Raw genomic sequence first — 24,949 nt, 5'->3', positions numbered from 1 at the left:
GCCATAATGAAAAATGACGTTTATAATCAAGAAGAACGTAAATCTGCATAATGTCTAAACACGCAAACCATACCCGCCGCCGCGCCGAAAATCGGCACTAAATGTTCAATATCCAGCAACGGTTGCACACATTTGGGCGGAACGCTGGGTGTAATATCCCACTCAAAACACAAAATATCCGACAACAAGCCGAGAGTAGCTCTGCGCGTGCAACAAGGCCGTCTGAAACCATCCATAAAAAGAGCGTAGAATGAAGCGACAAAGCCTGATTGAACATATTAAAAACCGCTACGGCATAGCGCCCGAATATTTATGGGCGGCCACGCCCGATTATGCGGTGTTCCGCCACGGTGCGGGGCGCAAGTGGTTTGCGGTGCTGGTGGCCATTCCTGCCGGCAAGCTCGGTTTGCCCGGGCAGGCGGTTATTGATGTGTTGAATGTGAAAGCCCGCCCCGAAATGGTGGGCGCTTTGCGGCAAATGCCGGGCATTTTTCCGGCTTGGCACATGAATAAGGCGCATTGGCTCAGCCTGCCGCTTGAAGGCGGACAAAGTGCGCAAAGCATTCAAGATTTGCTTGATGACAGCTATTTGCTCACCGCCAAGCCTGCTCAAAAATCAGGCCGTCTGAAAAGCGGAAAAAGCCTTTCAGACGGCCTCATCCCAAATCCAACCAACCATCGAAAGGAAACATCATGAGCATCAAAGTGCGCGGCTATGCCGCCCAATCCGACTCTTCCCCTTTGGCACCGTTTGAATTCGAGCGGCGCGAAGTGCGCAGCAACGATGTGGAAATCGACATCGAATATTGCGGCGTGTGCCATTCCGATTTGCACCAAGCGAAAAACGACTGGGGCTGGAGCCATTATCCGATGGTGCCCGGCCACGAAATCGTGGGGCGTGTGCGCCGCGTGGGCGCGGGCGTGAGCAAGTTTAAAGCAGGCGATTTGGTGGGCGTGGGCTGCATGGTCGATTCCTGCCAACATTGCCACCCGTGCGAGCAGGGCTTGGAGCAATATTGCGAAAACGGCAACGTGCAAACCTATAACGACACCGACCGCTTCGGCGATAATCTGCCCACTTACGGCGGCTACAGCGACACCATCGTGGTAACGGAAAAATTTGTGGTGCGCGTGCCGGAAAACCTCGACACCCAAGCCGTGGCGCCGCTTTTGTGTGCCGGCATCACCACTTATTCGCCGCTCAAACATTGGAATGTGCAAAAAGGCAGCAAAGTGGCGGTGGTGGGCTTGGGCGGGCTGGGGCATATGGCGCTGAAATTGGCGCATGCCATGGGCGCGGAAACCACCCTCTTCACCCGCTCGGCCGGCAAAGAAGCCGATGCCTTATCGCTGGGCGCGGATAAAGTGGTGTTGTCCACCGATGAAGCGCAAATGCAGGCCGTGGCCAATTATTTCGATGTGATTATCGACACCGTGCCCTACAGCCACGATTTAAACCCGTATATCAACACTTTAGCGCTGGATGGCGCATTGGTGCTGGTGGGCTTGGTGGGCGATTTGGAATCCACCCTCAGCACCGTGCCGCTGATTCTCGGCCGCCGCAGCGTGGCCGGATCGCTGATCGGCGGCATCGCCGAAACGCAGGAAATGCTCGATTTTTGCGGCGCGCACAATATCGTGCCCGAAGTGGAAATGATTGATATCCAACACATCAACCAAGCCTACGAGCGCCTGCTCAAAAGCGATGTGAAATACCGTTTTGTCATCGACATGAAAAGCCTGAAGCAAGCCGGCTGATGCGCTTTTGCTGTAATATTTTCAGACGGCCTGAAGAAAATGCAAGCCGCTCCTTTAGGATCTGTTCACAATTCATCCGCGAGTAAGACTTTGAGGCAAAAGCGTGGATGCAAGGCGAAAAGCACAGCAAGGTTGAACACCTTGCGAGCATTTTCAACGCAGCAGGCGCGTTTTTGAGCCAAAACATTGCCGCGTGATGAAATGTGAACAGCCCCTAAGGCCGTCTGAAAATAAATTATTCGAATATTCAAATTATTGCTGCGTTTACGCAAAAAACTTTACCGCCAAGTATTGACACTTTCCGCCGCGCGGCTATAATGCACGCTTCTTCCCTGATAGCTCAGTCGGTAGAGCGACGGACTGTTAATCCGCAGGTCCCTGGTTCGAGCCCAGGTCGGGGAGCCAAATTTAAAGCCCAAACTTTTGTTTGGGCTTTTTTCTTATGTCTGCAAAGCTGTTTTCAGACGGCCTGGCGGATTAAATTGTCCACCAGCTTCGGCACGCCTTCTTTGGCTTTTTCGGCCATCACTTCCACGCCCGGCAAGCGCTGCGGCTGCGGGTCTATCAGATAAACGGCGGCTTGGTGCGGCGCAAATTGCAGCAGCGAAGCGGCGGGATACACTTGCAGCGAAGTGCCCACCACCATCACCACATCGGCATCCTCCATTTCAGCCAGCGCCTGCCCAAACAGCGGCACTTCTTCGCCAAACCAAACAATATGCGGGCGCAGCGGCCGGCCTTGGCTGTCGGCATCGGCAAGGGTTTGATCGCCTGTCCACTCGATAATCTCGTGCTCATCCGCGCTGCTGCGCAGTTTGTTTAATTCGCCGTGTAGATGCAGCACCCGGCTGCTGCCGGCGCGTTCGTGCAGATTGTCGACATTTTGGGTGATAATCTGCACATGGTAATAAGGCTCGAGCCGCACCAAAGCTTTGTGCGCGGCATTGGGCTCGGCCTCAGCGGCTTGGCGGCGGCGCTGGTTGTAGAAGTCGAGCACCATTTGCGGATTGCGCGCCCATGCCTCGGGCGTGGCCACATCTTGCACGCGCTGCCCTTCCCATAAGCCGCCGGCATCGCGGAAAGTGTTTAAGCCGCTGTCGGCGCTGATGCCCGCGCCGGTGAGGATGATGCATTTTTTCATACCATTTCTTTCCTTCTATTCACTTTCAGACGGCCTTCACTTTCAGACGGCCTGATACCCATCCTAAAAAAACAAGCTGGAAAAATAAAAGCAGTTTGAGCGCACCATCTGCGCAGTTGGGCCATCGGCCAAAGCGATGTGCGTGTTTTGTTCTGCGAACAAGTGTCGGATGCGAGCATCCGACCTACGGGCTGCTTTCAGACGGCCTCGTTTATATCAGGCCGTCTGATACCAATCCAAAAAAATAACCTATTGATTCGGCAATTAAATATTGAACATTTTCAGATGCCGGCAAACAAGCCTTTGGCTTGTTGCCCTCTCCCTAGCCCTCTCCCACGGGAGAGGGAACAGGTTTCTGCTGCGGGCAAGAGGATCTGAATATTCAATAATTAGTTGCCGCATCTATAACTTCGTTGTCTCGCCTTGCCGTACGTGTGTACTGTCTGCGGCTCGCCGCCTTGTTAGCTTACTTTTTTGAATGGGTATGAAACAAAAAAGCAGGCTGCGCCTGCTTTTCTTTCCGCTTTATACCGCGCTTTGCTGCCACTCGGCCACAGCCGCGCCCAAGCGCTCGATGCCTTCGTTTAAATCTTCATCGCTCAGCAACAAGCCGGGGGCGAGACGCACCACATCGGGGCCGGCCACCAAAATCATCAGACCGTGTTTGAGCGCCGCCTGCATCAATCCGCCCGCGCGGCCGGCATATTCATCGGCCAGCACGCAGCCGATCAGCATGCCCATGCCGCGCACGCTTTGAAACACGCCGGTTTCTTCACCTAAAACCCGCAAGGCCGTCTGAAGCTTTTCGCCTTGGGCGGCGGCGTGCGCGAGCGTGTCGGCGCGGTTGATAATGTCAAACGCGGCATTGCCCACGGCGCAGGCCAGCGGGTTGCCGCCGAAGGTGGAGCCGTGGGTGCCGGGGCCGAAGCTCGTGGCGGTTTTGTCGGTGCACAGCATCGCGCCGATGGGAAAGCCGCAGCCGAGCGCTTTGGCGCTGGTGAGGATATCGGGCGCTACGCCGTAATGCTCGTAGGCAAACAATTTGCCGGTGCGCCCCATGCCGGTTTGCACTTCATCGAATATCAGCAGCGCCTGATGCGCATCGCAGGCGCTGCGGGCGGCTTCGAGAAAGGTTTTTTGCGCGGGCAGCACGCCGCTCTCACCTTGCACCGGCTCGATCATCACGGCGCAGGTTTGCGGGCCGACAGCGGCTTCGAGCGCGGCGGCATCGTTATACGGCACATGGGTGATGGCCGGCGGCAGCGGGGCGAAATCCTGGCTGTATTTGGGTTGGCCGCCCACCGACACGGTGAACAGGGTGCGGCCGTGAAAGCCGTTGACACAAGCGATGATTTCGCCTTTGCCCTCGCCGAAATGGTCGCGCGCATATTTGCGCGCCAGCTTCAGCGCCGCTTCGTTGGCTTCGGCGCCTGAGTTGCAGAAAAACGCCTTGTCGGCAAATGTGGTGGCCACCAGCTTTTGCGCCAGCTTTTGCGCCGCTTCGGTGGTGTAGATATTGGAAATGTGCCACAGCTTGTGCGCCTGCTTTTCGAGCGCCTCAACCAACGCCGGGTGGCAATGCCCCAATGCGTTTACCGCAATGCCGCCCGCCAAGTCGATGTATTCGCGCCCTTCGGTGTCCCACACGCGGCTGCCTTGCGCATAATCGGGAATGATGGGGGCAAACGAAAAATTGGGGGTGAGATAATTCTGCATAGCGCCGCTTCCTTTGGTGGTGTGTGTTGTCGCGGCTTATTATGCGCTGCTCGGGCGCTCATTTCAATACGCTTTCTATCGGTTCAGACGGCCTGTTTTGTATCGCAGGCCGTCTGAAAACATATATACAAACAGCCTGGTTTCGTTGTTGCTTGCGCGTTTTAAAAAGCGATTTTTTGATAGGCAAAAGGCCGTCTGAAACGTTTCAGACGGCCTTTGCAATTACTATAAGTGGAATGAAAAACTGATACAAGAAGTCGTTTAAACCGCGTGCGTGGCTGCGCCACACACCCTGCACACGATTTGGAATTTCTGATTTTTGCATCAATTTTTCTTTGATTCCACTATATCAATTTATTTCCGGCTGATGCCCATCTGATAAATCCTGGCCACATTTTGCGCGGCCGACACCAAATTATCACGCCCGTGCTGCAAAATTTCTTCCAGGCTGCCGAGCTGGCGGATAATCGGAAACACAGCATCAATGCCTTGTGCATACACCACTTCGTAGTCTTCACGCAGGCAGCCCACAATCGCAATCACGGGCTTGCCGAAGGCTTTGGCTGTGTGCGCCACGCCGATGGGCGTTTTGCCGTGCACGCTTTGCGCATCCATGCGCCCCTCGCCGGTGATCACCAAATCGGCATCCTGCACTTTCTCGGCCAGCTTCACCGCTTCCATCACAATTTGCACGCCCGCTTGCAGGCGCGCATCGGGCAGCAGCAGCACGCCGCCGCCCATGCCGCCGGCCGCGCCGGCACCGGCCGGGCTTTGAATATCCAAGCCTAAATCGCGCGCGGCAATGTCGGCAAAATGCTGTAAGCCCGAATCCAACGCCTGCACCATTTCGGGCGTGGCGCCTTTTTGCGGGCCAAACACGGCCGATGCGCCCTTTTCGCCGCACATTGGGTTATCCACATCGCAGGCCACCACGATTTCCACGCCGGCCAGGCGCTTATCCAGGCCGCTAAGGTCGATGGCGGCCAAATCCTGCAAACAGCCGCCGCCGGCACCGATGGGCTGATGCTGCGCATCCAGCAGCAAAGCGCCCAGCGCCTGCAACATGCCGGCACCGCCGTCGTTGGTGGCGCTGCCGCCGATGCCGACAATGATTTTTTCCACGCCCTCGGCCAGCGCGGCCAAAATCAATTCGCCGGTGCCGTAGCTTGTGGTGCGCAAAGGGTTGCGCGCTTCGGGCGGCACCAAATGCAGGCCCGATGCGGCGGCCATTTCGATAATGGCGGTGCGCCCGTCGCCCGAGAGGCCGAATTCAGCCTTCACTTTGTTGCCCAAAGGCGCGCACACTTCTGCGCTTATCAATCGGCCCTCGGTGGCATCCACCAAAGATTGCACCGTGCCCTCGCCGCCATCGGCCATCGGCACTTTCACATATTCGGCATCGGGCAGCACTTTTTTCAAGCCGGCTTCAATGGCCTCGGCCACTTCCAGCGCGGTTAAGCTTTCTTTAAATGAATCGGGGGCGATCACGATTTTCATCACTTGCTCCTTAAAATTTAAACACGCCGAAAATCAAGGTAGACACCAGCGCCAGCGTTAAGCCCACCGCGCTCTCATAAGGAATAAGCTTCAAGCGCTCTTTGATGTCCATGTTGACGCTGCCACCGGTGGCGTGGAAAAACGAGCCGTGCGGCATGTGGTCGAACACGGTGGCACCGGCATGAATCATCGCCGCGCCGGCAATGCCGCTGATGCCCAATTCGAGCAAGGTGCTGCTGAACACATTAGAGGCCACCACCGTGCCCGCCGTGGTCGAAGCCGTGGCCAGCGACATCAGCGCGCCGGAAATGGGCGCAAGCAGATAAGAAGGCAGCCCCGATGCGGTGAGCCCGTCGATCAGCACATCTTTCAGGCCGGAATTGGCGATAATGCCCGCCAGCGCACCGGTGCCCAACAGCATAATCGCCACCGGCGCCATTTTGCTCAGGCCGCTGATGGCGTAATGATTGCTGTGTTTGAATTTGCCCATCAAAAACGCGCCCACCAAGCCGCCGACCGGAAGCGCCACCAGCGGGTCGACCGCAATGCCGGCAATCGGGCGCAGCGCCAGCAGCACAATCGCCACCAAGGGCGCAGAAATGGCGGCGGCAAAATGCGGCAGCTTGCTGTGGTGTTCGGTTTCCACTTCGCTATCCTGCACCATGCTGCCTTTTTTCACCAAGCGCTTAGCCAGAAAATAAGTGACCACCACGCCAAACAGCGCCGGCACAATGCCCGCAGCCATCACCGAGGTGAGCGGAATATCGAAAGCATCGGCCGCGGCAATGGCATTAGGGTTGGGCGACATAATATTGCCCGCCTTGCCGCCGCCCACCATCGCCAGCAAAATCGCCGCTTTAGACAAACCGCCGCGCTTGGCCAGCGCCAGCGCAATCGGCGCTACGGTAATCACCGCCACATCCACAAACACGCCCACGGTGGTGAGTATCATGGTGGCGAGCGTGAGCGCCAGCAGCGCGCGGGTTTCGCCGAGCTTTTTCACAATGGTTTCGGCAATCACCGTGGCCGCGCCCGATTCAATCAACACACCGGCCAGCACACCGGCGGCCAAAATGCGCATCACGGCGGTGGTGATGCCTTGCGCGCCGCCTATCATCAGGCTCACGGTTTCGCTCAAACCCGCGCCGCCCACTAAGCCGCCCACTAAGGCGCCCACAATCATGCCGTAGGCCGGCGGCACTTTCTTTAAAATCAATCCGATGGCCACCACCAAAGCGGTGATGGCGCCCAAAGCCGATACGCTGACCATGTGTTTCTCCTTGTTAAATCCGGTAAATATATTTGTTTGCGGCCACCATTATCGGCGTTTGATGTGAAAAAAGTCTTTATATTTTTGCACAAAAAATTATGCTGAAAATGTGTATATTTTGTGAAATTATCCAATTCCGATTCTAAAAAAACGGCAAGCCGCAAACCGCACAGGCAGCACGGCAAGGCGGGGCAACGCCGTGAGCTTGTTTTTCAGGTTGGGCATCAATCTTCATGCAGCAGCATGCCCAGATAAAGCATGGTTTGCTCATCGGTTTTGTGCAGCGATAAGCCTGTGATCTGCTCAATCTGCGCGAGCCGGTAGCGCAAGGTATTGGGATGCACAAACAAAGTTTGCGCCGCGCGCGGCACATCGCCCTCGGCATCGAAATAATGCCGCAGCGTTTTGAGCCATATCTGCCGGCTGTCTTTCGCGCGCAAGGCTTCCAGCGGCCGGCGCAATTCCTGCGCCTGCCACGAGCCGGAAAATTCGGCCAAAAGCGCGGGCAGCCGATAGTGGCGGTAAAAATAATGTGCCTGCTCGGGCGCGCGCGTTTGCGCATAAGCCAGTGTGCTGGCGGCGGTTTGATAAGCCATGTGCAACGCATCGGCGCCGCTGAAGGCCGCGCCGGCGGCCATATGGAAATCCTGTGCCGCCATGCCCTCCGGCAGCATGGCCTGCAATAATTTTTCATCGGCCTCTTGCGCGGCTGCAAGCGCTTTCAACACAGTGATTTCATCAAGCGCCGTCATCACCACCCATTGCTTGAATTTGGGCTGCTCCAGATAAGCCACCAGCCGGTGGGTGAGCAAAAATTCTTCCGGGCGGCGGCATTTGATCACCACCGCCGCAAAGCGCCCCGACACATCCAGCCCCAGCGCGGCGGCGCGGCGCTTCAAATCGGCCGGTTTGGCGCTGCCGCGTATCGCTTCGAGCAGAAATTCTTCCTGATAGCGGCGGCTCCAATGCTCCTGCGCCAACAAAGCGCCCTGCTCGATAATCAATTCTGCCGTCATTTTCACCAGCTCGGCATAAGGGCGCACTTCGGCGGGCACGCCCGAAATGCCCACCACACCCAAGGGCTTGCCCAGATAAGTGATGGGCAGATTGATGCCGGGCAGCGCTTCATAGCGCCATTGCTCGGCCAGCTCGCGGTCGATTTCCACGATTTTATTGTCGCGCAGCGCCAAGAGCGCACCGGGGTGGCGCTGCCCCAGCCGGCCGGCATTGCCCGAGGCGATAATGATGCCGTGCTCGTCCATCACATTCACCGATTTGCCGATCACCTTCATGGCGCGGTTGACGATATTTTGCGCGGTGGTTTTGCTGATTTTCATTGATGTGGCTCTCTAATACCCATTCAAAAAAGTAAGCTAACAAGGCGGCGAGCCGAAGACAGTACAGATAGTACGGCTAGGCGAGCCAACGCAGTTAGGTTATTTTTTTGGATTGGTATAAAATGCGTTCAGACGGCCTTCATCTCAATATGTAAGGCCGTCTGAAATATGATGCAGATGGATTCAATAATAGCGGTAATAAGGCCGCCGGCGCGGATAGTCCACCGGCTCGGCATCTTGGTAAATCACGGTGGTGCCCGGCGGCGCGTTGATGGTGACGGTTTTGTTGACCGTGGTGCTGGAATGCACCGGCAAATCAACGGCCGCCACGCGTCCGTAAGGTGTGTCGGCATACATGCAGCCGCCCAGCAGCAAGGCGGTGATGCAAATGATGGTTTTATACATGCGCGCTCCGTTTCAGACGGCCTTCAATCATCAAGGCCGTCTGAAACTTTTATCTTAGCGATGCCGGATTTCCCAACATTGGTGGATTTTTTTATTGCGGAAATCTTCCGGCACCGATTGTTTGGAAATCTCTTTCACCGCATATTTCTGCGCCACGGCTTCATCAAGCGCAAAGCTGCGCAGATTGTTGGAGAAAAACAGCAGGCCGTCTGAAGCGAGCAGCGCCATTGCGCCATCGATCAGCTTTTGATGGTCACGCTGGATGTCGAGAATGTCGAGCATTTTCTTGCTGTTGGAAAAACTGGGCGGGTCCATCACGATTAAATCGAATGGTTTGCCGGCTTGGGCAGCCGCTTGAAGATATTGAAACACATCGGCGCGCACGATTTGGTGGCGCGCTTCATCGATGCCGTTCAATTCGAAATTGCGCCGCGCCCAATCGAGATAAGTGTTGGATAAATCCACCGTTTCGCTTGCCGCTGCACCGCCGGTGGCGGCATACACGCTGAAGCTGCCGGTGTAGGCAAAAAGGTTTAAAAAACGCTTGCCCGCCGCCATTTCGCCCACACGCTGCCGGGTGTTGCGGTGGTCGAGAAAAAGGCCGGTGTCGAGGTATTTTTCCAAATTCACCCAAAAGCGGCGGCCGTGTTCGTGCACGATAAAATCTGCGCCTGCTTTGCCGGTTTTCTCGTATTGCTGCGTGCCTTTTTGGCGTTCGCGCCGTTTCAGATGGATGTCGGCCGGCGCAAAGCCGGTGATAAAAGCCACCGCTTCGAGCACTTCCGAGAGCCAGGCTTCATATTCTTCCGGCTGCATCAGCCAGCCGGTGTCGTATTCCTGCAAGTGGATTTGGCCGCCATACACATCAATGGCAAACGGAAATTGCGGAATATCGCGGTCATACAGCCGCCAGGCTTCGATATTGTGGCGGCGCGCCCATTTCAGATAATGCTTGGCGTTTTTGCCCAAACGGTTGGCAAATGCGGTGATGTCGCTCATGTTTCAGACGGCCTGTAGTGAATAGAGGCGTATTTTACAATAGTTTGCCTGGGTGTCCTGACATTTCGTTTATGAGGGGGATTTTGTTTCTGAGAATGCAGATGCAAGGCAAAAAACGCAGCAAGGTGGACACTTTGCGAGGCTTTTTAACGCAGCAGATGCGTTTTTGAGCCAAAATATTGCCGCGTGATGAAATGTGAACAGACCCTAATTCCGCCGGCAAATAAAAAAAGCCGCCTGCTTTCAGACGGCCTGTTCCGACATTGATGCCGATTCAAATTAATCAAACAAACACCGCACAACACATCATCAATATCGTTTAGGTTTGCATCAAACCAAATGCCTGCCTGCACAAAAGCGGCGGGCTGAGGCTTTGCAAAGGCCGTCTGAAAGGTTTTCAGACGGCCTTTGCAGCATTTAATTAATGACTATTGAATTAATTAATGACTATTGAATATCATACAAAGCCCTAAGCTCGAAAATCTTGGCTTGCAGGGCATTGTTGTCCAACACCCGATTGGGATAAATCGCCAAGCCCTCACCGATTTTGCCTTGCGTCACACCATTGCCGTCGTAGCGGCCGAGCAAAGCCAGATCGCGCCCGACCAGCGGCGCCGTCCACGAAATAATCAGCCATTCATCGCGTTTAAAGCGGGTTTCCATGGTAATCGGCTGCCCGTTTACCAGCACGCCCGAGCTTCGCGACAAGGTGAATTTGCCGGCATCATCCGCTACGCTCAAAGCAGTCAGGCCGCCTGAGCCGGCGCTGTTGTCCGGCTTGGCGGCCACCAAAATCCAGCCCGACTGCCGACCACCGAAAGCACCGATTTTCACGGGCATCACCACCGTGGTGCCGCCCTCGGCATACACCCCGCGCACGATATAATAAGCGCCGGCCGGGTCGCCCTCGCTAAACAGGCGGCCATCAATATTGCGCGGGCGCTCATCGGCGTGGATAAGAGCCGATGTGTCGGCAAACACTTTGGTTTGCGATGATTTCATCAGCTGCATCGGCACTTTGCGGCGGGTGTCGGCTATTCGTGATTCGGTGGCGCCGGCAAAATCAAAAACGATTTCGGCTTGCGCCTCGGCAGGAATGGCCACTTCGGTATCGGCGTTGCCAGAGGGAAACACAAACGGCACCACCTCGTCGGTTTGCATGCTTACTGCATAACAGCCGCTAATATCGGCATGTAAAGGCCCGGGGCTTAAATGGAAATTGTGGGTTTTGCGGCCGCTTCGGATCACCGGCTTGGCAGCGGTAAAAGCCGGTAACCCGTTGCCGGCCAAATCGGTGGTGTAGGGCGTGGTGTCAACCATAAAATTCCACATATTGAGCACGTTGATATACTCAATCAACATTGCCGATGCATAATTGCCCACCGGGCTGTTCATCGCGCGGCAATTATTCAAGGTGTAATCCAGCGGCAGGCCGCGCTCGGCCGGATTGCTGCTGCCCAGCCAAAACGCACGGTATTTATCTGTATTCATATCCGTGCGTACGCCGTAAGGCGCATCGAACACCGCCGTTACATTGTTTAATTTGAAGCCGCCGCGGCCATAATTGTCCATCCAGCCCACAGGCGCAGCCAGCAAGGTGTTTTCCACCGCCACATCCACCCGCAAGCCCCACGCCTGGCGGCCGTCGCCGGTTTTATTTCGCCGCCAGCCAAACGCGCCATTATGAAAACTCAACGCCTCCTGACTGGAATGAAACTCGCAATCACGCACGATATAACGCGCCAGCTGCAAACCCAAATTGGAAGCCTCGGCTAAATCCACCTGCCGCTCCTCAAATGCCACCTGCATACCCCACACCCCGGCTTTCACATAACATTTCTCTACAATCGTGTCTGCCCCGTGATGCGCATCAATGCCTTTGCGCGCGCAATCCACATAAGTGCATTGGCTGATGCGGCGGCGGATTTGCGGGCTGGCGCGCCCCGAAGCCGAGCCGTAGCCCGGATCCACCGAGCTCGCACCCGGCCTAGCCGGATTGGTGTGCTCCAACGACCAATCCGGATGCCCGCTGCGCCTGATGTGCGAGCCCTGCTCCCACACATCGATATAGCGGTTGTGCTGTATGCCTGCTGTATAGTTGTCTTCGGCCAGCGTGTTGTGCAGCCGGATATTGCGTGGCACATAAGGCTCGATGCCGGCGCCCCAGCGCGACAAATGCGTGCTGTCGGGTTTGCCGAGCAAGCCCACTTCGATGACGGCACCGGCAAAGCCCCGCCCATAAATGCCGGCGCAGGTGAAGTGTGCAATGGTGCGCGCCGATTCCGGCACGGAGGGCAATTGGTAAATCACCAGCGCCGAACCGGCATTGCCTATCCAGCCGCCGCGCCATGTGCCCCAAGTGGCTGCGGTACGGCCGTTTTCTTGCGGAAAAGCGCGGCCATAGCCGCCTGCTGATAATCGGCTTGTATCGAGGCTGTTGTTGCGAAAGGGTGCCAAATCATAAGCATATTCGCTCGTGTTAAATCCACATGTCGTATTACCTTTAAAAGCAAAACCGGTGTTGTTGCCTATCGGTGCCAGCCAATCGTTGCCGCGCCCTTTCGAGCCTAATGCGCCTTTCCAATTACTCGCGGAAAGTTTGTTCTGATCCACCGCCAAAATGGCGGCGGTAAACCAGTGCCCCATATGCTCCGCGCGGCAATCGCCTTGATAGCCGGCTATGTGCACGCCGTCTTGAAATAATTTATCCACCGTAAACACGCAATTGCTGAAATCATAAATATTGTTATCCGCCCGCAGCATCAGGCAAGGTTGCGCGCCGTGGCGGGTGAGCAGCGGCTGCCCCGGCACCGGCTGGTTGTCGCGCCCGTAAATATCCGGCCGGTAGCCGGCCAGCTTGCTCATTTTAAAGTTGCCAAACAGCCGCACCGTCATGCCCGGTTTCACATGCTCATCCACCGCTTGTTGCAGCGCTGCGCTGTGGGAAGCCATTTGCGGGCGCTCAAGCAGCACATCGGCCTGCACATTAGGCGGCAGAAAATCATTCAAGATGATCTCACCCGGCCGGCGGCCATTCTCTTGCAGCAGGGTTTGCGCGCCGGCCAGCATTTTTCCCACCAATTGGTCGAACGATTCATCGCCAAGGCCGGCATTGAAAGATGCATCCTTGTCTGTTGTTGTGTTCAGTTCGTGCGTCATTTTGCTTTCTCCTTTTCTGCTTTGATAAAACCGCATGGCTTGCCGCAGCAGTATAAGCGCCCGTTGTTTCATTTATCGTGTTTGCCGACCAACGGTCAGCCGGCAGCGCTGCCCTTGCTCTGCCCCTCGCCTTTACCCGACTTAACCCGATTGCACTTGACCTGCCGCCACTTTATCTCTATCATCCGCCGATTAATCTTTTATTGAAGCCATCGTCTTCAGCCAACCAAATCTGAATCACAAGATTTGCTGCGCCCCGAGCGCTCTCTTCATTGCAGGTTGTCGCCGATGTTTACCCCAAGCCACAAGGCTTGCGACAACCTTGCGTAACCTCTTCCGCTGCGAATATCCGTTACCCGCTCCATTGCTTCAGGCTGCCTGAGTGTTTCAGGCAGAATGCGTTGTTGCCCGTTTAGGAAAACCATGTCTATTAAATTCGCCGACTTAAACCTCGATAAAAATATTCTTTCTGCCTTAACTTCGGCCGGCTACGAATCGCCCACTCCGATTCAGGCACAAGCCATTCCGCATGCGCTCAACAAGCGCGACATCATGGCCTCGGCACAAACCGGCTCAGGCAAAACCGCCGCCTTTTTGCTGCCCACACTCCAGCAGCTCAGCCACCGCAGCGACAAGCCCGGCAAAGGCCCGCGCGCACTGGTGCTCACCCCCACCCGCGAATTGGCCGCCCAAGTTGAAAAAAGCGCCCTCACCTACGCTGCCGACATGAAATGGCTGCGCACCGTCACCCTCGTGGGCGGCTCTTCTTTCGGCCAGCAAATCCGCGCCCTCGGCCGCCCGGTTGATATTGTGGTGGCCACACCCGGCCGCCTGATGGATCATATGCGCAGCGGCCGCATTGATTTCGACCGCCTCGAAGTGCTGATTCTCGATGAAGCCGACCGCATGCTCGACATGGGCTTTATCGACGACATCGAAACCATCGTGGCCGCCACCCCCGCAGATCGCCAAACCCTGCTTTTCTCCGCCACTTGGGACGGCGCCGTGGGCAAGCTCGCCCGCAAGCTCACCAAAAACCCGGAAGTGGTGGAAGTGGAGCGCGTGGACGACCAAGGCAAAATCGAAGAGCAGCTTTTATACTGCGACGACAAAAACCACAAAAATCGCTTGCTCAACCATATTTTGCGCGATGCCAACATCGATCAGGCCGTGATTTTCACCTCCACCAAAGTGATGAGCGAGCAGCTGGCCGATGAATTATACGAGCAAGGCTTCTCCGCCAACTGCCTGCACGGCGACATGCCGCAAGGCTGGCGCAACCGCACGCTGATGGACTTGCGCAAAGGCCGCATCAAAATTCTCGTGGCCACCGACGTGGCCGCGCGCGGCATCGACGTGCCCAGCATCACCCATGTGATCAACTACGACCTGCCCAAGCAGGCCGAAGATTATGTGCACCGCATCGGCCGCACCGGCCGCGCCGGCCGCACCGGCTTGGCGATTACTTTTGCCGAAGTAAACGAATACATGAAAGTGCACAAAATCGAGCGCTACATCAACCGCAAGCTGCCTGAAATGGCCATCGAAGGCATGGAGCCCACCCGCAAACGCGGTAAAGGCGGCGCAGCCAAGCCCAAAGGCAAAAGCTGGGGCGGCAAAGGCGGCTACGGCAGCGAGCGCAAATTCGGCGACCAAAAGCCGGGCGAGAAAAAATTCGGCGGCAAGCCCCGCTCTGAGGGCGGCTTCGGCGGCAAACCCCGCAACGAAGGCGGCTTCAAAGGCAAGAAAAAGCCCGCCGGCCAAGGCGGCTTCAGCAAGCCCGCACGCTCATCGTATAAAGGCTGATTGAGGCAAAGCGCCGATTCATGCAAACCCATGCCGTCTGAAAATGTTCAGACGGCATTTTTCATGCTTTCAACCATACAGCAAGGCCGTCTGAAACCTTCTTTCAGACGGCCTGTGCCGACACTCCATCAAACAGACAAACCGCAACGCGCTCACGCAACGCCAAAAGCCAATCACGCACCTGCACAAGACGTAGGTACGATTAGCTTTGTCAAAACAAAGCGTAATCGTACGCATGACACACACAGGCCGTCTGAAACCTTTTTTCAGACGGCCTGTGCCGACATTCCATAAAACAGATAGACCCAAACAGACACACCGCAACGCGCTCACGCAAATTCCGAAAGCCAATCGCGCGCCTGCAAATAATCGCCCAGCCGCGCTTCCGCCGACCCTTCTTGCGGCTCATAGCGGTATTCGAAGCGCACCAAGGGCGGCATCGACATCAATATACTTTCGGTGCGCCCGCCGCTTTGCAGGCCGAAGAGCGTGCCCCGGTCCCACACCAAATTGAATTCCACATAGCGCCCGCGCCGGTAAAGCTGGAAATCGCGCTCGCGCTCAGCATAAGGCGTATTTTTCCGCTTCGCCACAATCGGCGCATAAGCCGCGATAAAGCCCGCGCCCACCGCCTCGATAAAACGCAGGCAGGTGGCAAAATCCCAGCAGTTTAAATCGTCGAAAAAAAGGCCGCCCACGCCGCGGGTTTCGCCCCGGTGCGGCAGATAAAAATAATCGTCGCACCATTTTTTATACTCGGCATACACTTCCGCACCAAACGGCGTACACAGCTTTTGCGCGGTTTGGTGCCAATGCACGATATCTTCGTCAAACGGATAAAACGGCGTTAAATCAAAGCCGCCGCCAAACCACCACACCGGCGCTGTGCCCTCGGGATAAGCAATAAAAAAACGCACATTGGCATGGCTCGTGGGCACATAAGGATTGCGCGGATGAATCACCAGCGACACGCCCATCGCTTCAAACGGCGCGCCGGCCAATTCAGGGCGGTGCGCCGTGGCCGAAGCAGGCATGGCGCGGCCTTTCACATGCGAAAAATTCACCCCCGCCTGCTCGAATACCGCCCCGTTTTTCAACACCCGGCTCTTGCCCGTGCCCAGCTTGCTCTGCCATTCATCGGCCACAAAGCGCGCTTCACCCTCTTCTGCCTCGAGTGCGGTGCAAATATTTTCCTGCACACTTTGCAGCAGCTGCAACACCGTTTGCGTGTTCATATTTTTTCCTCATCACGTTTTCAGACGGCCATTATAGCCGACAATACAAACCGCAGCAGGCGAAGGTGCCAAGCAAAACAGGCCGTGAAACCTTTCAGACGGCCTGTTTTATCCCTATTTTTTCCTGCTTTATCCCTATTTTTTTATAGTGACACAATTTAAATCAGAATAACGCTGCATCGGTTTAAATTGTGCCACGATATCCAACGCTCAACCCACAATCGCCGCGCCGGAGAGCCCGATAAACAAGCCTGCAATCACCGCGCTCATCAAATTCGAGAGCGAGCCGGCCACCACGGCTTTAAAGCCCAGTTGCGCCACATCTTTGCGTCGGCTCGGCGCGATAATACTCAGGCCGCCCATCAGCACCGCGATGGAGCCCAAGTTGGCAAAGCCGCACAAGGCAAACGAAATAATCGCTTTGGTGGTGTCGCTCAGCTGCACCGCCGATTCGGGCGCAAGGTATTTCACAAATTCGGCATAAGCCACAAATTCGTTCACCACCACTTTCTGGCCGATCAGCGAGCCGGCAATGCCCGCCTCGCTCCAAGGCACGCCGATGGCCCAAGCCAAGGGCGAAAAGAGCCAGCCCAAAATCGTTTGCAGGGTGAGGCTGCCATAGCCAAACCAGCCGCCCACGCCGCCTATCATGCCGTTTACCAGCGAAATCAGCGCCACAAAAGCCAAAAGCGAAGCGCCCACCGCAATGGCAATATGCGCCCCGGTTACCGCGCCACCGGCAGCCGCATCAATCACGTTCACCGGCTTATCGCCCTCATCCGACAGCTCTTCATCGGTGCGCGGCTTTTCCGTTTCCGGCACCAAGAGCTTGGCAAACAAAAGGCCGCCGGGCGCCGCCATAAACGAAGCGGCAATCAGATAAGGCAGCGGCACGCCCATTTGCGCATAGCCCGCCAGCACCGAGCCTGCCACCGAAGCCAAGCCGCCGCTCATCACGGCAAACAATTCCGAGCGCGTCATGCTTTTGATAAACGGGCGCACCACCAAGGGCGCTTCGGTTTGCCCCACAAAAATATTGGCCGCTGCCGACATCGACTCGGCTTTGGACGTGCCGAGCACTTTTTGCAGAAAGCCGCCAATCACCTTAATAATAATCTGCATCACGCCGGTGTAATAAAGCACCGCCATCAGCGATGAGAAAAACACAATCATCGGCAACACGCGCAAGGCAAACACAAAGCCGCCGCCGCCAAACAGCTCAAACATTTGGTCCGACACCAAGCCGCCGAATAAAAAGCCCACGCCATCGTTGCCATAAGCAATTACCTTGCTCACCCCTTCCGATGCCGCCAAGAGCCCTTCTCGCCCCCACGGTACAAACAACACCAGCGCGCCCAAGCTTATCTGAATCAGAAAAGCGCCCGCTACCGTGCGCACATTAATCGCACGGCGGTTGCTCGAAAGCAGCACGGCAATGGCAATCAACACCACCATGCCGAACAAACTGTTTAACACGTTCATCGTGTTTTCCTTTTTTTAAGCTGCACAATCAAATCTTGCCGAGATTATAAAAGAATTTCACTTTTCTTGTTTGATTTTACCTTGGCGCGGCCGGCGCAGATGCCGTAAGATAAGGCCGTCTGAAACTTTCCGGTGCTTTATTATGCCTGCTTATTCTTTCACCCTGCCCACTGCCGGCGGCCAAGATTTTGTATCTGACGAACATTTGCCGCTGATTGTTTATTTTTATCCCAAAGACAACACCCCCGGCTGCACCACCGAAGGCCACGATTTCAACGCGCGCCTGGCGCAGTTTGAAGCGCTGGGCTACACCGTGGCCGGCATCTCGCGCGACAGCGTCAAATCGCACCAAAATTTTTGCGCCAAGCAAGGCTTTCAATTTGAATTGCTGAGCGATAAAGACGAAACCGTGTGCAAACTGTTTGACGTGATCAAGCTGAAAAAACTCTATGGCAAAGAATCGCTCGGCATCGAACGCAGCACGTTTGTGCTCGATAAAAACGGCGAAATCGCACACGAATGGCGCAAGGTGAAAGTGGCCGGCCACGCGCAGGAAGTGCTCGACACTTTGAGCCAATAATCTTTCAGACGGCCTTCAGCCTATTCTTCAAGGGGGATGAATGATATTTACTGAAAAAACATCTGCTACTACAAACAACTGTGTCTCTGAAGCCATTCAAGCACTCAACGAGCAGAACTTGCGTCTTATCCGGCAAAACGACTCAGTATGGCACACCTATTTCAAACCGATTTTATTGGCTGCCTTGCTCGTACTGCTTGGTGCGGGCATTGCCGTTTTGCTGAATATTTTTCTGAGTTGAACGGTTGCCACCCTTTTTTCAGACGGCCTTTATCATGAAACAAGCCTGTATATACCAAGCCCCGTTCGGCAACATCACCTTGATTTTCGATGGCGGCGAATTGATCGAGCTGAATCTGCACGGCGATTTGGCGCACGCGCCCTATCCGCTGCCCGAAATGTGGCAGCAAAAGCTGGATGATTATTTTGCAGGCCGTCTGAAAAACTTTGCCCATCCTATTTCATCCAAAGGCACGCCTTTTCAGCAAAAAGTGTGGCAGGCAATTAGCGAAATCCCCGCCGGCCAAGTGATGAGCTATCAGGATATCGCCCGCCAAATCGGCAGCGGCCCGCGCGCCGTGGGCAGTGCCTGCGGCAAAAACCCACTCGCACTGGTGGTGCCCTGCCACCGCGTGGTAGCCAAAGGCGGCCTCGGCGGTTTTTCCAGCGGCGAAGACAACGCGTTGGCCATCAAACGCTGGTTGCTGCATCATGAAGGCGTGGCTATTTAAACGTTTTCCAGCATGTTGCCAACGCGTTATATTCCGCTTGAAAGGCCGTCTGAAACCTTTCAGACGGCCTCACACCCATCTAAAAACAACCTTCCAAACAATTAACTTTCCCCGCGAGAAAACCATGAGCAGCACCGAAAATCTTCCCACCCAACCCCAAGGCGAGCTGCTGCTGCGCACGCTGGCCATGCCCGCCGACACCAATCCGAATCAAGATATTTTCGGCGGCTGGATTATGGCGCAAATGGACATCGGCGGCGGCATTTTGGCCGCCGAAATCGCCCAAGGCCGCATCGTTACCGTGGCTGTGCAGCAGATGAATTTTATCCGCCCGGTGAAAGTGGGCAATGTGGTGTGCTGCTATGGCCGATGCGTGCGCGTGGGCAACACCTCGCTGCAAATCAAAATCGAAGTGTGGGTGAAAACGCTGATGAACGACAAGCTCACCGAAGAGCGCCGGCTCGTTACCGAAGCCGTGTTTACCTATGTGGCCATCGATGCCGGCGGCACACCGCGCCCGGTGCCCAAATCCGGCAACCCCAAGCTCGCCCACCTTGAGCAGCCATGAACAACACCTTGATCGAACGCCTGCTCGAGCATTTATGGCTGCAAGCGCGACTGAGCCAAAACACGCTCCAAGCCTACCGGCACGACCTCGAAAAAATCGCCGCGCGCCTGGCGCTGAACCATCTCGACTGGCTCAGCGCCCAAAACACCGATTTGGCCGCCGCCATCTACCACCCCGACGAGCAGCCGCGCTCGCAAGCCCGCGCCTTGTCTGCCTGCAAACGCCTTTACGGTTGGCTCTCCGACACCGAACAGCGCGCCGATAATCCCACCGAGCGGCTGCATGCATCGCACCCGCCCCAAAATCTGCCTAAGCTGATTACCGAAGCCCAAATCGACGCCCTGCTCGCCGCCCCCGACACCACCACCGCCCACGGCCTGCGCGACAAAGCCCTGCTCGAGCTGATTTACGCCAGCGGCCTGCGCGTTACCGAAGCGGTGAAGCTCAAAATCGGCGAAATCAACCTCGAGCGCGGCCTCATCAACACCATAGGCAAAGGCAACAAGCAGCGCATCGTGCCGCTGGGGCAGGAAGCCGCCCACTGGATTGCACACTATCTTGCCCACGCCCGCCCCCGGCTTGCCAAAGGCCGCATCATCGATGAATTGTTTATCAGCCAAAAGCGCACCGGCATCAGCCGCCAGCTCGCGTGGATGATTGTGAAACAATATGCCGAAGCCGCAGGCATTGCCGGGCTCAGCCCCCACGGCCTGCGCCACGCCTTCGCCACCCATTTGGTCAACCACGGCGCCGATTTGCGCGTAGTGCAGCTGCTGCTGGGCCATGCCGACATCAGCACCACCCAAATCTACACCCATGTAGCCAACGAGCGCCTGAAAAACATCGTGGCCGAGCACCATCCGCGCAATTGATTGCAGACAAAGGCCGTCTGAAACAAAAGCTTTCAGACGGCCTATGCCTGCAATATCCGTTACAATAAACATCTTTCAGACGGCCTGATTCATACCCCATGAAGCTCACCACCCCGCCTCTCGCCCCCAACACCTTGCAAACCCTGCAAAAGCTCGGCATCGCCACGCTGGCCGATTTGCGTGCACAAGGCGCGGCCGCAAGCTTTTTGCTGCTCAAAGCCGCCGGGCTCACCCTCACCCGCAGCACCTTGTGGCAGCTTGCCGCACTCGAGCAACACACCACGCCTCAAGCTTTGGGCGAAGCCGAAAAAGCCGCCCTGCTCGAAGCCGTGCGCACCCACCCGCCCGTGGCCGTGTTTCCGCCACAGGCAGAAATGGAACACTTTATGCGCGCGGCGCTGGCGCAAGCGGCACAATCGGCGGCCATGGGCGAAATCCCCGTGGGTGCAGTGGTGGTGCATCGCGGCAACATCATTGCCGCCGCGCACAACACCTGCGTGGCCGACCACAACATCAGCCACCACGCCGAAATCCGCGCGCTCGCCGCCGCCGGAGCGGCCCTGCAAAACTACCGCCTCGACCAATGCGATGTGTATATCACACTCGAGCCGTGCAGCATGTGCAGCAGCGCGCTGATGCAGGCGCGGGTGCGGCGGGTGGTTTACGGTGCGGCCGAGCCCAAAAGCGGCGCAGCCGGCAGCGTGGTGAATCTCTTTGCCGAGCCGCGCCTCAATCCGCACAGCGCCGTGAAAGGCGGCATTCTGGCCGCCGAATGCCGCGCTTTGCTGCAAGATTTTTTCCGGCAGCGGCGGCAAAAGTAAAGCCGCTTTCAGGCGGCCTTCAGAGCGCGTAAAATCATCACCCACACACACTCAGCCAACAAGGATTTTTATGCAAACCCGCCTGCCCTTTTTCGGCCTTGTGCGCGCCAGCGGCGACGATGCCGCCGCTTTTTTGCACAACCAGCTCTCCAACGACATTCAAAACCTCGCCCCCGGCCAAGCCTGTTACGCCACCTACAACACCCCCAAAGGCCGCGTGATTGCCAATATGCTGGTGCTCAATCGCGGCGATGACTTGCTGCTTGCGCTCTCGGCCGACTTAATCGAGCCGCTCGTGAAGCGTTTGCGCATGTTTGTGTTGCGCGCCAAAGTGGTGTTTGAGCCACTGGCCGATTTTGCCGTGGCCGCCGAGCTGCCCGACAATATCGCCGCCGCCCCTGCCGCCGCACCCGCGCTCGCTTTTGCCGCACAAGCGCACGGCCAAATGTGGCAGATTACCTTGCCGCACCAAGGCCGTCTGAACATCGGCCCCGCCGCCGATTTGCCCGATTACGATGCCGCCGCCGAAAACGCTTGGGTGCGCCACGAAATCGAAAGCGGCTACCCGTGGATTTGCGCGGCCACCAGCGAAACCGCCGTGGCGCAAATGCTCAACCAACACATCATCGGCGGCGTGCACTTCAAAAAAGGCTGCTACCCCGGCCAGGAAATCATCGCGCGCGCGCAATACCGCGGCCAGGTCAAACGCGGCTTGGCCGTGCTCACCGCCGCCACGCCCGAAGCCGCCGGCATTGCCGTGCAGCAGAGCGGCGAAGAAGCCGGCGTGATACTCAACAGCGCGCTCACGCCCGAGGGCAGCATCAACTTGGCGGTGATTAAATTCGCCGCCGCCAAAGCCGCGCTCACCGATGCCGACGGCAACGCACTTGCCTTACAGCGCGTGTTTTTTGATGCGGAATAAATAAGCAGCAATATTTAAGCAGGCCGTCTGAAACGCTTTCAGACGGCCTGCTTAATCTACTTTCACCCCGCCCAACCGAGCATTCGCCCTAATTCTCTGCCCCGCACAGGCCGCAAATATGGTAAAAATCCAGCCACAATAACCACAACAAGGCACACCCATGAAATCCTGGTTTTTCCAAAAGTCCTCCCGCGTGCGGCGGGTGCTCAATTTATGGCCGCCGTTTTTGTTCAGCGGCATCCGCATCACCGAATTGTCCGACGATTACCGCCATTGCCGTGTCGAGCTGAAAAACTGGCCGGGCACGCGCAATGCCAACGGCAGCCAGTTTGGCGGCAGCCTTTTTGCCATGACCGACCCGGTTTACTCGCTCATGCTGATGGGCCTGCTCGGCAGCCGCTATTATATTTGGGACAAATCCGCTCACATCGATTTCATCCGCCCCGGCCACAGCAAAATATTTGTGGAATGCGACATCAGCGATGACATGCTGCGGCAAATCCGCACCGCCACCGAGAGCGGCGACAAATACCTGCCCGAAATCAAATCGGTGCTCACCGATGAAAAAGGCGAAACCGTGGCCGTGGTCACGCGCACCTTGTATATCCGCCTCAAACCGGCTTTCAGGCCGTCTGAAAGCAATGCCGACAAATAAGCCGTTATCAATAATAAAGCGGTAAAAGGCCGTCTGAAACCTTGCTTTCAGACGGCCTTTTCTTTATGTTAAAATCCACAATCCATTTCACCCACAGCCACCCGAAAAGAGCCCCTATGAACACTGCGCAAAGCGCCATTGTGCCCGACCACTGCAAATCGGGCATTTTTATCGAAGCCGATGCCCAAGGCAGCACCGACGCCATCAAACAAGCCTGCGTGCAAAGCCTTGATGCGCTGGCCGATTTGCAAACACAATTTCCCGATGCTTCGCTGGGCCTCACCCTGGCTTTCGGCAGCCGCCTGTGGCAAAGCTTCGGCCACAACGAAGAAGGCCGCGAAATCAAGCCTTTCAAAGCACTCGGCGGCGGCCTTGCGCCGGCCACCCAACACGATGTGCTGATTCACATTCAATCGCTGCGCCATGATTTGAGCATTGCGCTGGCCGAAAAAGTGTTGGCCGCATTCGGCAACAGCATCAGCGTGGCCGACGAAACCCACAGCCACCGCTTGCTGGAAGAGCGCGGTTTTGACGGTTTTGTGGACGGCACCGAAAACCCGCAAGATGAAAAGCGCGCCGAAGTGGCCGTGATTGCCGAGGGTGCCGATGCCGGCGGCAGCTATGTGTTGCTGCAAAAATACCGCCACGATCTGCAAAAGTGGGGGCAATGCGACACCGCCAAGCAAGAAGCCTGCATCGGCCGCACCAAAGAGCGCGATGAAGAGCTCGAAGGCGATATGCGCCTGAGCGATTCGCACTTAGGCCGCGTGGACCTGAAAGAAAACGGCGCCGGCCTGAAAATCGTGCGCCGCAGCCTGCCCTACGGCACCCTCAGCGGCGAGCGCGGCTTAATGTTTATCGCCTATTGCGCCCGTTTGTATAATATCGAAGCGCAATTGCAAAGCATGTTCGGCGAGCGCGACGGCCAAACCGATTTGATGCTCCACCACTTAACCACAGCCGTGAGCGGCGCGTATTACTACGCCCCAGGCGTGGCGCGTTTGCAGAATTTGTGATGCATTAGTGAAAAAAAGCGCGCAGCTTTGGGCTGTGCGCTTTTTTATGCGCCGGCAAACTGCTGTTGTTCAGACGGCATTTGCCCTACAATCCGCCCATGTTCACCGACACCCACTGCCACCTGGCCGACCCCGCCCTGCTGCCGCAGCTGCCCGAAGTGCTGGCCGCCGCCCGCGCGGCAAACGTGTGCCGCTTTATCGTGCCCGCCACCTGCCGCGCCGATTGGGCGGCGGTGCTCGCTCTGGGTGCGGCCAATACCCACAGCGCCATCGGCATCCACCCGTGGTTTGCTGCTGAGGCCGGTGCCGATGATTTGGCCGCACTCTCGCAGCTGCTCACACAACACCCGCAAGCCTTGGTGGGCGAAATCGGCCTCGATTTTCTGCACGAAAGACCTTCAAACGAAGCGCGCGCGCGGCAAATCAGCCTGTTTGAACAGCAATTGCGGCTGGCCGAGCAACACCGCCGCCCGGTGATTATCCACAATCTCAAAGCCTCCGCTGCCATTGTGGCCGCGGTGCGCACCACCCGCTTCAGCCAAGGCGGCATTGTGCACGCATTTTCCGGCAGCCTTGAAGAGGCGCAGGCTTTTATCCGCTGCGGTTTCAAAATCGGCATCGGCTCGCTGCTGCTCAACCCCGCCGCCAAAAAAGCCCGCCAAGCCGCAGCTGCTCTGCCGCTTGAGCATATTGTGCTCGAAACCGACAGCCCGTTTATGCTCAAAAACGAAATCAACACCCCCGCCAATGTGCGCGTCATCGCCGAAACCGTGGCCGGCTTGCGCGGCATCAGCGTGGCGGCGCTCTCGATGCAGACCGAAACCAATGTGGCGCAGCTTTTGGCCTTTCATACCAATCCAAAAAAATAACCTAACTTCGTTGCCTCGCCTTGCCGTACTATAGTGGAATGAAAGAAAAACTTATACAGGCGCATGTAGCAAGCCATATGCAGAAGCCGTTTAAACCGCGTGCGTGGCTG

The 24,949-nt window shown here is 56.6% G+C and carries 23 protein-coding genes and 1 tRNA gene; 14 read left to right on the top strand and 10 right to left on the bottom strand.

The genetic code is table 11. The features are described 5' to 3' along the window. The first annotated feature begins 250 nt into the window (after nt 1–250). The 3 genes from EV680_RS03265 (at nt 251) to EV680_RS03250 (ending at nt 2,163) form a co-directional block, all read left to right on the top strand. Complete coding sequence (locus EV680_RS03265) at nt 251–697, top strand: MmcQ/YjbR family DNA-binding protein (protein ID WP_132953176.1); 447 nt, start codon at nt 251–253, stop codon at nt 695–697. Further along, the gene (locus tag EV680_RS03260; protein ID WP_132953174.1) at nt 694–1,758 is read left to right on the top strand and encodes an NAD(P)-dependent alcohol dehydrogenase; all 1,065 of its coding nucleotides are present in this window, start codon (nt 694–696) and stop codon (nt 1,756–1,758) included. The genes EV680_RS03265 and EV680_RS03260 overlap by 4 nt, the downstream gene beginning before the upstream one ends. A 329-nt stretch (nt 1,759–2,087) precedes the next feature. Beyond that, nucleotides 2,088–2,163 (top strand) — tRNA-Asn (locus EV680_RS03250). 55 nt (nt 2,164–2,218) lie between these two features. Here EV680_RS03250 and EV680_RS03245 read toward each other — a convergent pair. From EV680_RS03245 to EV680_RS03210, 8 genes are all read right to left on the bottom strand, one after another. Beyond that, the gene (locus EV680_RS03245; RefSeq protein WP_132953170.1) at nt 2,219–2,899 is read right to left on the bottom strand and encodes an SIR2 family NAD-dependent protein deacylase; all 681 of its coding nucleotides are present in this window, start codon (nt 2,897–2,899) and stop codon (nt 2,219–2,221) included. A 525-nt stretch (nt 2,900–3,424) separates the two neighbouring features. Then, nucleotides 3,425–4,615, bottom strand: coding sequence for an acetylornithine/succinyldiaminopimelate transaminase (locus tag EV680_RS03240; protein WP_132953168.1), 1,191 nt, complete (start codon nt 4,613–4,615; stop codon nt 3,425–3,427). 354 nt (nt 4,616–4,969) lie between these two features. Continuing rightward, nucleotides 4,970–6,112, bottom strand: a complete 1,143-nt coding sequence (locus tag EV680_RS03235; RefSeq protein ID WP_132953166.1) for a glycerate kinase — start codon at nt 6,110–6,112, stop codon at nt 4,970–4,972. A gap of 10 nt (nt 6,113–6,122) precedes the next feature. Beyond that, a complete protein-coding gene (locus EV680_RS03230) occupies nt 6,123–7,382 on the bottom strand; it encodes a GntP family permease (RefSeq protein ID WP_132953164.1) in 1,260 nt (419 codons plus the stop codon). A 224-nt stretch (nt 7,383–7,606) separates the two neighbouring features. After that, the gene (locus tag EV680_RS03225; protein ID WP_132953162.1) at nt 7,607–8,719 is read right to left on the bottom strand and encodes a sugar diacid recognition domain-containing protein; all 1,113 of its coding nucleotides are present in this window, start codon (nt 8,717–8,719) and stop codon (nt 7,607–7,609) included. Nucleotides 8,720–8,902: 183 nt separating this feature from the next. After that, nucleotides 8,903–9,124: a methionine-binding protein gene (locus EV680_RS03220; protein ID WP_132953160.1), complete on the bottom strand. Its 222-nt coding sequence runs from the start codon at nt 9,122–9,124 to the stop codon at nt 8,903–8,905. A 54-nt stretch (nt 9,125–9,178) separates the two neighbouring features. Beyond that, nucleotides 9,179–10,123: a class I SAM-dependent methyltransferase gene (locus EV680_RS03215; protein ID WP_132953158.1), complete on the bottom strand. Its 945-nt coding sequence runs from the start codon at nt 10,121–10,123 to the stop codon at nt 9,179–9,181. A gap of 447 nt (nt 10,124–10,570) precedes the next feature. After that, nucleotides 10,571–13,282 (bottom strand): hypothetical protein, encoded by a 2,712-nt coding sequence (locus tag EV680_RS03210; protein WP_132953156.1) that lies wholly within the window; start codon nt 13,280–13,282, stop codon nt 10,571–10,573. Between the two features lie 423 nt (nt 13,283–13,705). On the opposite strand from EV680_RS03210, the gene EV680_RS03205 reads away from it, so the two are divergent. After that, nucleotides 13,706–15,088 (top strand): DEAD/DEAH box helicase, encoded by a 1,383-nt coding sequence (locus tag EV680_RS03205; protein ID WP_132953154.1) that lies wholly within the window; start codon nt 13,706–13,708, stop codon nt 15,086–15,088. A gap of 329 nt (nt 15,089–15,417) precedes the next feature. On the opposite strand, the gene hemF is transcribed toward EV680_RS03205, so the two are convergent. Both hemF and EV680_RS03195 read right to left on the bottom strand, forming a co-directional pair. Continuing rightward, entirely contained in the window at nt 15,418–16,323 is a 906-nt protein-coding gene (gene hemF, locus EV680_RS03200) for an oxygen-dependent coproporphyrinogen oxidase (protein WP_132953152.1), read from the bottom strand. A gap of 210 nt (nt 16,324–16,533) precedes the next feature. Continuing rightward, on the bottom strand, nt 16,534–17,805 hold the full coding sequence (locus EV680_RS03195) for a NupC/NupG family nucleoside CNT transporter (RefSeq protein WP_132953150.1): 1,272 nt from the start codon (nt 17,803–17,805) through the stop codon (nt 16,534–16,536). A gap of 142 nt (nt 17,806–17,947) precedes the next feature. Here EV680_RS03195 and EV680_RS03190 point away from each other — a divergent pair, with 142 nt between their 5' ends. From EV680_RS03190 to EV680_RS03145, 10 genes are all read left to right on the top strand, one after another. Further along, on the top strand, nt 17,948–18,385 hold the full coding sequence (locus EV680_RS03190) for a peroxiredoxin (RefSeq protein WP_165870896.1): 438 nt from the start codon (nt 17,948–17,950) through the stop codon (nt 18,383–18,385). A gap of 40 nt (nt 18,386–18,425) precedes the next feature. Further along, nucleotides 18,426–18,626, top strand: a complete 201-nt coding sequence (locus EV680_RS03185; RefSeq protein WP_132953149.1) for a hypothetical protein — start codon at nt 18,426–18,428, stop codon at nt 18,624–18,626. Nucleotides 18,627–18,660: 34 nt separating this feature from the next. Continuing rightward, nucleotides 18,661–19,116: a methylated-DNA--[protein]-cysteine S-methyltransferase gene (locus EV680_RS03180; RefSeq protein WP_132953147.1), complete on the top strand. Its 456-nt coding sequence runs from the start codon at nt 18,661–18,663 to the stop codon at nt 19,114–19,116. 124 nt (nt 19,117–19,240) lie between these two features. Beyond that, the gene (yciA, locus tag EV680_RS03175) at nt 19,241–19,684 is read left to right on the top strand and encodes an acyl-CoA thioester hydrolase YciA (RefSeq protein ID WP_132953145.1); all 444 of its coding nucleotides are present in this window, start codon (nt 19,241–19,243) and stop codon (nt 19,682–19,684) included. Further along, on the top strand, nt 19,681–20,556 hold the full coding sequence (xerD, locus tag EV680_RS03170; protein WP_132953143.1) for a site-specific tyrosine recombinase XerD: 876 nt from the start codon (nt 19,681–19,683) through the stop codon (nt 20,554–20,556). The genes yciA and xerD overlap by 4 nt, the downstream gene beginning before the upstream one ends. Nucleotides 20,557–20,654: 98 nt before the next feature. Continuing rightward, nucleotides 20,655–21,377, top strand: coding sequence for a tRNA adenosine(34) deaminase TadA (tadA, locus tag EV680_RS03165; RefSeq protein ID WP_132953140.1), 723 nt, complete (start codon nt 20,655–20,657; stop codon nt 21,375–21,377). A 70-nt stretch (nt 21,378–21,447) separates the two neighbouring features. Next, nucleotides 21,448–22,299 (top strand): CAF17-like 4Fe-4S cluster assembly/insertion protein YgfZ, encoded by an 852-nt coding sequence (ygfZ, locus tag EV680_RS03160; protein WP_132953138.1) that lies wholly within the window; start codon nt 21,448–21,450, stop codon nt 22,297–22,299. Between the two features lie 160 nt (nt 22,300–22,459). Further along, the gene (locus EV680_RS03155; protein ID WP_132953136.1) at nt 22,460–22,954 is read left to right on the top strand and encodes a DUF4442 domain-containing protein; all 495 of its coding nucleotides are present in this window, start codon (nt 22,460–22,462) and stop codon (nt 22,952–22,954) included. Nucleotides 22,955–23,070: 116 nt separating this feature from the next. Beyond that, nucleotides 23,071–23,970: a Dyp-type peroxidase gene (locus EV680_RS03150; RefSeq protein WP_132953134.1), complete on the top strand. Its 900-nt coding sequence runs from the start codon at nt 23,071–23,073 to the stop codon at nt 23,968–23,970. A gap of 98 nt (nt 23,971–24,068) precedes the next feature. Continuing rightward, nucleotides 24,069–24,839: a TatD family hydrolase gene (locus EV680_RS03145; protein ID WP_132953132.1), complete on the top strand. Its 771-nt coding sequence runs from the start codon at nt 24,069–24,071 to the stop codon at nt 24,837–24,839. Nucleotides 24,840–24,949 lie beyond the last annotated feature (110 nt).

It is taken from the genome of Uruburuella suis (genome assembly GCF_004341385.1).
Taxonomy (GTDB): Bacteria; Pseudomonadota; Gammaproteobacteria; order Burkholderiales; family Neisseriaceae; genus Neisseria; species Neisseria suis.
This window is presented reverse-complemented; position numbering and strand designations above follow the sequence as displayed.

What these genes read in the sequence shown, in the direction of transcription:
- EV680_RS03265 (WP_132953176.1), top strand. Translation starts at nt 251, where the DNA reads ATGAAGCGACAAAGCCTGATTGAACATATTAAAAACCGCTACGGCATA.
- EV680_RS03260 (WP_132953174.1), top strand. Translation starts at nt 694, where the DNA reads ATGAGCATCAAAGTGCGCGGCTATGCCGCCCAATCCGACTCTTCCCCT.
- EV680_RS03245 (WP_132953170.1), bottom strand. Translation starts at nt 2,899, where the DNA reads ATGAAAAAATGCATCATCCTCACCGGCGCGGGCATCAGCGCCGACAGC.
- EV680_RS03240 (WP_132953168.1), bottom strand. Translation starts at nt 4,615, where the DNA reads ATGCAGAATTATCTCACCCCCAATTTTTCGTTTGCCCCCATCATTCCC.
- EV680_RS03235 (WP_132953166.1), bottom strand. Translation starts at nt 6,112, where the DNA reads ATGAAAATCGTGATCGCCCCCGATTCATTTAAAGAAAGCTTAACCGCG.
- EV680_RS03230 (WP_132953164.1), bottom strand. Translation starts at nt 7,382, where the DNA reads ATGGTCAGCGTATCGGCTTTGGGCGCCATCACCGCTTTGGTGGTGGCC.
- EV680_RS03225 (WP_132953162.1), bottom strand. Translation starts at nt 8,719, where the DNA reads ATGAAAATCAGCAAAACCACCGCGCAAAATATCGTCAACCGCGCCATG.
- EV680_RS03220 (WP_132953160.1), bottom strand. Translation starts at nt 9,124, where the DNA reads ATGTATAAAACCATCATTTGCATCACCGCCTTGCTGCTGGGCGGCTGC.
- EV680_RS03215 (WP_132953158.1), bottom strand. Translation starts at nt 10,123, where the DNA reads ATGAGCGACATCACCGCATTTGCCAACCGTTTGGGCAAAAACGCCAAG.
- EV680_RS03210 (WP_132953156.1), bottom strand. Translation starts at nt 13,282, where the DNA reads ATGACGCACGAACTGAACACAACAACAGACAAGGATGCATCTTTCAAT.
- EV680_RS03205 (WP_132953154.1), top strand. Translation starts at nt 13,706, where the DNA reads ATGTCTATTAAATTCGCCGACTTAAACCTCGATAAAAATATTCTTTCT.
- hemF (WP_132953152.1), bottom strand. Translation starts at nt 16,323, where the DNA reads ATGAACACGCAAACGGTGTTGCAGCTGCTGCAAAGTGTGCAGGAAAAT.
- EV680_RS03195 (WP_132953150.1), bottom strand. Translation starts at nt 17,805, where the DNA reads ATGAACGTGTTAAACAGTTTGTTCGGCATGGTGGTGTTGATTGCCATT.
- EV680_RS03190 (WP_165870896.1), top strand. Translation starts at nt 17,948, where the DNA reads ATGCCTGCTTATTCTTTCACCCTGCCCACTGCCGGCGGCCAAGATTTT.
- EV680_RS03185 (WP_132953149.1), top strand. Translation starts at nt 18,426, where the DNA reads ATGATATTTACTGAAAAAACATCTGCTACTACAAACAACTGTGTCTCT.
- EV680_RS03180 (WP_132953147.1), top strand. Translation starts at nt 18,661, where the DNA reads ATGAAACAAGCCTGTATATACCAAGCCCCGTTCGGCAACATCACCTTG.
- yciA (WP_132953145.1), top strand. Translation starts at nt 19,241, where the DNA reads ATGAGCAGCACCGAAAATCTTCCCACCCAACCCCAAGGCGAGCTGCTG.
- xerD (WP_132953143.1), top strand. Translation starts at nt 19,681, where the DNA reads ATGAACAACACCTTGATCGAACGCCTGCTCGAGCATTTATGGCTGCAA.
- tadA (WP_132953140.1), top strand. Translation starts at nt 20,655, where the DNA reads ATGAAGCTCACCACCCCGCCTCTCGCCCCCAACACCTTGCAAACCCTG.
- ygfZ (WP_132953138.1), top strand. Translation starts at nt 21,448, where the DNA reads ATGCAAACCCGCCTGCCCTTTTTCGGCCTTGTGCGCGCCAGCGGCGAC.
- EV680_RS03155 (WP_132953136.1), top strand. Translation starts at nt 22,460, where the DNA reads ATGAAATCCTGGTTTTTCCAAAAGTCCTCCCGCGTGCGGCGGGTGCTC.
- EV680_RS03150 (WP_132953134.1), top strand. Translation starts at nt 23,071, where the DNA reads ATGAACACTGCGCAAAGCGCCATTGTGCCCGACCACTGCAAATCGGGC.
- EV680_RS03145 (WP_132953132.1), top strand. Translation starts at nt 24,069, where the DNA reads ATGTTCACCGACACCCACTGCCACCTGGCCGACCCCGCCCTGCTGCCG.